Annotated in this window: 5 protein-coding genes; all 5 read right to left on the bottom strand. The window is 36.1% G+C overall.

Annotated features, from left to right (window positions below):
• On the bottom strand, window positions 1-1,125 hold a 1,125-nt coding region (lepA, locus tag HDR40_RS00435), incomplete at its 3' end, for a translation elongation factor 4 (RefSeq protein WP_290625191.1).
• Between the two features lie 151 nt (window positions 1,126-1,276).
• Entirely contained in the window at window positions 1,277-2,422 is a 1,146-nt protein-coding gene (dnaJ, locus tag HDR40_RS00430; RefSeq protein ID WP_290625189.1) for a molecular chaperone DnaJ, read from the bottom strand.
• A gap of 78 nt (window positions 2,423-2,500) precedes the next feature.
• Window positions 2,501-4,366, bottom strand: coding sequence for a molecular chaperone DnaK (dnaK, locus tag HDR40_RS00425; protein ID WP_290625187.1), 1,866 nt, complete (start codon window positions 4,364-4,366; stop codon window positions 2,501-2,503).
• Window positions 4,367-4,385: 19 nt separating this feature from the next.
• Window positions 4,386-4,982, bottom strand: a complete 597-nt coding sequence (gene grpE / locus HDR40_RS00420; protein WP_290625185.1) for a nucleotide exchange factor GrpE — start codon at window positions 4,980-4,982, stop codon at window positions 4,386-4,388.
• A gap of 12 nt (window positions 4,983-4,994) precedes the next feature.
• Entirely contained in the window at window positions 4,995-6,059 is a 1,065-nt protein-coding gene (hrcA, locus tag HDR40_RS00415; RefSeq protein WP_290625183.1) for a heat-inducible transcriptional repressor HrcA, read from the bottom strand.
• Window positions 6,060-6,115: the final 56 nt, after the last annotated feature.

The raw sequence follows: 6,115 nt of genomic DNA, 5'->3' as shown, positions 1-6,115 counted from the left end.
GGTTGTTACAATGTCTAAGTTATACTCTCTCTCCAGTCTCTCCTGAATAATCTCCAGATGGAGCAGTCCTAAGAAACCACAACGAAATCCAAATCCTAAAGCTTGTGAAGTTTCAGGTTCAAATTCTAAAGCAGCATCATTTAACTGTAACTTTTGTAAAGCTTCCTTTAAATCATCATATTTTTGATTATCTACTGGATACATTCCAGAGTACACCATTGGTGGAATTTGACGATACCCTGGAAGTGGTTTTTCAGTAGGAGTTTCAGCATTTGTGATTGTATCACCAACTCGAGTTTCACGTACTGACTTAATATTCGCAGTTAAATAGCCTACGTCACCTGCGACCAACATATCCTTTTTGACTGGAGTAGGACTAGAAACACCTACCTCAGTCACTTCAAATTCCTTGCCTGTATTCATAATTTTAATTTTATCTCCAGGCTTCACCGTCCCTTCTTCAATACGAACGGCTAAAACTACACCACGGTAATCATCATATTTAGAATCAAAAATTAAAGCCTTTAACGGGGCAGTTAAATCACCAGATGGTGCAGGAACATCGTGGACAATTCTTTCTAATAATTCAGGTATACCTTGACCTGTTTTACCAGAAACTTCAACCGCATCTGTCGCATCTAAGCCTATCATTTCTTCGATTTCATCCTTGCACATCTCTGGATCAGCAGAAGGTAAATCAATCTTATTAATAACCGGTAAAATCTCTAAATCATCATCAAGTGCCAAGTAAGTATTTGCTAATGTTTGTGCTTGAACCCCTTGTGTAGCATCAACTACCAATAAAGCTCCCTCACAGGCTGCTAGAGAACGTGATACCTCATATGAAAAATCCACGTGCCCTGGAGTATCAATTAAGTGAAAAATATAGTCTTCTCCATCTTTCGCATGATATTTAACTTGTACAGAATTTAGCTTAATAGTAATTCCACGTTGACGCTCCAGTGGCATATCATCTAATAATTGATTCTTCATTTGTCTTCCTGAAACTGTATCGGTCAATTCCAAGATACGATCTGCAATCGTAGATTTACCATGGTCAATATGGGCTACAATTGAAAAATTTCTAATATGCTTTTGATAATCTTGTAACTTTTTTATGTCCATCAGCTTAGTCCACCTTTATCTTTTAGAAGTTAAAAATTATAAAAAATAAAATTATTTATCATTAAATTGCATTATTAATTATATCATATCTATAAATCTTTTCTCGGTATAGCAAAATACCTAGTTTCTTTCTGAAACTAGGTAAATTTTACTAACTTAATTTATCTTTCAAACGTTCAAAGAAGTTCTTTTCTTGTGGACTAATATTACCACCACCTGCTTTAACAAAATCTACAAGAGCTTCTTTTTGTTTATCATTAATCTTTTTAGGAATTTTAATATTCACAGTAACTTCTTGATCTCCGTTACCTTCACCATTAAGTTTTGGTACTCCCTGACCACGAAGTTTAAAATGAGTATTTGGTTGAGTACCTGCAGGGATTTTTAACGATACCTTACCATGAACAGTATCTACTTGAATTTGATCTCCGAGGGTTGCTTGGGCAAATGAAATTGGAACTTCAGAATAAATTGTAGTTCCCCTTCTAGTGAATTCCTTACTTGGACGAATCTTAAATACAATATATAAATCACCATAAGGTCCACCATTTTTACCAGCTTCACCTTGGCCACTTAAGCGAATCTGTTGACCATTATCAATACCAGCTGGAACCTTAACTTGTAAAGTTTGTTTTTGTTCGATAGTTCCTTGACCATGGCAAGTTTGACATGGATGCTCAATAATTACCCCACGTCCATGACATTTATCACAGGTGATTTGTTGTTGCATTACACCAAATGGGGTTTGACGAGTAACCATCATTACCCCACTACCATGACACTTATCACATGTAATTGGATGAGTGCCTTTTTCTGCACCAGAACCATCACAAGTTGGACAAACTTCATTTCTAGTATAAGTAATATCAGCTTCTTTACCCTTGATAGCATCCATAAAATCAATCGTCATAGTATAATCCAAATCTTGTCCTCTTTGTGGAGCAGTTGGATCTACCCTTTGACGACCACCGCCTTGGCCAAATATATCATTAAAAATATCGCCAAAGCCGCCAAAACCACTAAAATCACCATATTGACTACCACCGCCAAAGCCGCCACCAAAGCCACCTTGACCGTTTACACCGGCTTGACCAAATTGATCATATTGAGCACGTTTTTGCTTATCATGAAGCACTTCATAAGCTTCATTGACTTCCTTATACTTTTCTTCAGCACCAGGTTCATGGTTCAAATCAGGGTGATATTTCTTAGCAAGCTTACGATATGCTTTACTAATATCAGCATCACTTGCACTTTTTTCAACACCCAAGATTTCATAGTAATCACGTTGTGCCATTTTGTAAACTCCTTTAATTTATAAAAGAAAAGAACTACATTAACGCAGTTCTTTTCTTTTTAATCTATTATAACGGCTTTACTTATCTGGGTCTACCTTGTGAAAATCACCGTCGACAGTTGCACCATCTGAGCCATTATTTGAAGAACCATCGTCAGGTTGACCACCATTTGGTTGAGGACCTGCTTGACCTGCTGCACCTTGTGCTCCACCATTTTGTTGGTAAAGTTTAACAGCTAAATCTTGAGCAGCTTTTGATAAAGCTTCCTTCTTTTCCTTCATTTCATCAAGATTATTATCTTTTTGAGCTTGTTTTAAAGCATCGAGAGCTTCTTGAACATTCTTAGTTTCAGCTTCTGGAACTTTACCTTCAGTTTCCTTCAAAGTCTTTTCAGTAGTAAAGATTAATTGATCAACTTCATTACGAAGATCAACTTCTTCTTTTCTCTTCTTATCTTCTTCAGCATGTTCTTCAGCATCTTTTTGCATCTTCTTAATCTCTTCATCTGAAAGACCAGAAGAACTCTTGATAGTAATCTTTTGTTCCTTACCAGTACCCATATCCTTAGCAGATACGTTTACAATACCATTTTTATCTATATCAAAAGTAACTTGAATTTGAGGAACACCGCGTGGTGCTGGTGGAATATCAGTTAATTCAAAACGACCAAGAGTCTTATCATCAGCAGCCATTGGACGTTCACCTTGAAGCACATGAACATCTACAGCAGGTTGATTATCAGCTGCAGTTGAAAAGATTTGACTCTTTGAAGTTGGGATAGTAGTGTTTCTGTCAATTAACTTAGTAAATACTCCACCCATAGTTTCAATACCAAGTGATAATGGGGTAACATCAAGTAAAACGATATCCTTTACATCACCAGAAATAACACCACCTTGAATAGCAGCCCCTAAAGCAACAGCTTCATCTGGATTAATTGAGTGATCAGGTTCTTTACCAGCCCACTTTTTAACTGCTTCTTGAACAGCTGGAATACGAGTTGAACCACCGTTTAAGATAACCTTATCAATATCATTTACAGTTAAACCTGCATCCTTTAAAGCATTATCAAATGGAATCTTAGTCTTTTCAACTAAGTCACTAGTCAATGCATCAAATTGAGCACGAGTTAAATCAGCTTCAAGGTGAAGAGGACCAGCTTCACCAGCAGAAATAAATGGAAGAGAGATGTGAGTTGAACTTACACCTGATAAATCTTTCTTAGCCTTTTCTGCAGCATCCTTTAAACGTTGCATAGCCATCTTATCCTTAGATAAGTCTACGCCGTTTTCTTCTTGGAAGTTCTTAACAAGCCAATCGATAATTGCATTATCAAAGTCGTCACCACCAAGATGAGTATCCCCATTAGTTGATAGAACTTGGAAGACACCATCACCTAATTGAAGAACAGAAACATCGAAAGTACCACCACCAAGGTCGTATACTAAAACTTTTTCATCGTCTTCATCTTTATCCAAACCATATGCTAAAGCTGAAGCAGTTGGTTCATTGATAATTCTTTGAACATTTAAGCCAGCAATTTTACCAGCATCTTTAGTTGCTTGACGTTGCGCATCATTAAAGTAAGCAGGAACAGTAATAACTGCATCATTAACTGGTTCACCTAAATAATCTTCAGAAAACTTCTTAATGTATTGCAAAATCATTGCAGAAATTTCTTGAGGAGTATATTCTTTGCCATCTACCTTAACTTTGTATCCTGCTTCACCCATGTGACGCTTAATTGACACAATAGTATTTGGGTTAGTAATAGCTTGACGTTTTGCAACTTCACCAACTTGGATTTCACCATTCTTAAATGCTACTACTGAAGGGGTAGTACGACCACCTTCTGGATTAGTGATAATCTTTGGTTCCTTACCTTCAAGTACAGCAACAGCAGAGTTAGTTGTACCTAAGTCAATACCAATAACTTTTGACATATTTATAAGCTTCCTTTCTTTATTGAGCTACTATAACCATTGCTGGTCTTAATGTTCTATCTTTATATTTATAACCTTTTTGTAAAACTTGAACTACTTGGTCCTTTTCATGATCTTCGTTGGCATCCACAGTTTGAACGGCTTGATGCACAGTAGGATCAAATTGTTGACCCTCTGCTTCCACTTCAGTAATACCGTGATCACTCATTGCCTTAACTAAAGCATCCAAAGTCATCTGAACACCTTTTTGCAATTGCTTTGAAGCTTCATCATCTGCCTTCACAGCTAAGGCTCTCTCTAAGTTATCCATTGCAGGTAAAACATCTTTAGCTAAACTTTGTGATTCATATTTAATTAATTGTGCACGTTCTTTAGAATAACGAGCTTGCATATTTTGAATCTCAGCTTCACTTCGAAGATATTTATCCTCTAATTCCTTATTTTTAGCAGATAAAGCAGCAACTTTTTGTTCTAATTCAATGCTTTTATCAACTTTTTCTGCTTTAGAAGCCTTAGCTTCAACTGTTTCTTGATCAGCAGTCTTTTTCTTTTCTGCTTTATCTGGAGTAACCTCATCTTTCAAATCTTTTTCATGAGGGAATTCTTCTTTACTCACAGCTAGCCTCCTTTATTTAAACCTACCGTAATAATCAAGTAATTTTCGAGCTAATTCTGTTCGAAAGTATTCAAGTAACCCAATCATTTGCGAGTATGGCATATTTGTTGGACCTAAAAGTGCGATTGTCCCTTTTCCATATTTACCAACATTATAATGAGCAGTTAGTAAGCTATAATTTTTTAAAAGTTCAGATGGAAGATCTGGTCCTAAGGTTACTTGTACTTTTCCCTTTTTCTTTCCATCTGATGATTCCTTTTGGTCAGGGTCTGAACCAATTAATCGATACATTTCATCATTTTGATCAAACATTTCATATAGTGATTTAATTTTATCAACATCATGATGATGATAATTATTTAATAAATTAATTTGACCGTCTACATACATTTGCTCACTAGCCGCATCCTTCACTACATCTTGAAGCAATTCAAGTATTTCAGGAGCAGAACCACGTGAAATCAAATGATCTGCAATTTGACGCAAAAGATTACTATTAACACTACTTAAAGGTTTACCTGTTAACTGATCATTTATTAAATGAACAGCCTTTTCAATTTCTTCACCATTTGAATGATGAGATAAAGTATAAACCTGATTTTTTACATTTCCATCATCAGTAACAAGAATTGCCATCACCTGATGTTTAGAAAGCGGCACAATCCGAAAACCTGTAATTAATGCATCATGAGTTTCTGGACCAGCTGCGAATGCAGTGTAATTAGTTAAATCAGATAGTATCTTAGCAGCCTCTTGTACAATTTCATTTACCTGATTAAATGGTTGATCTAGCTGATAAACAATTCGATCATACACCGATGTTGGTATTTGAACTGGATCAACTAAATTATCAAGATAGTAACGATAACCAGCACTTGATGGAATTCTACCACTTGAAGAGTGAGTTTTTTCTAAAAGTCCTTGCTCTTCCAAGGCTGCCATTTCGTTTCTAATAGTTGCACTTGAAACTTTAATTGGCAGTTGATTCATCACGGTCTTCGAGCCAACAGGCTCATGACTTGTCGTGAAATCCTGAATTATCGTTTTAAGTATCAGCTCTTGCCGTTTAGTCAACATTCTTTATCGCCCCTTTATTAGCACTCAAGTTTCTCATGTGCTAACAATTAATATAA

This window comes from Lactobacillus sp. (assembly GCF_014803895.1).
This window is presented reverse-complemented; position numbering and strand designations above follow the sequence as displayed.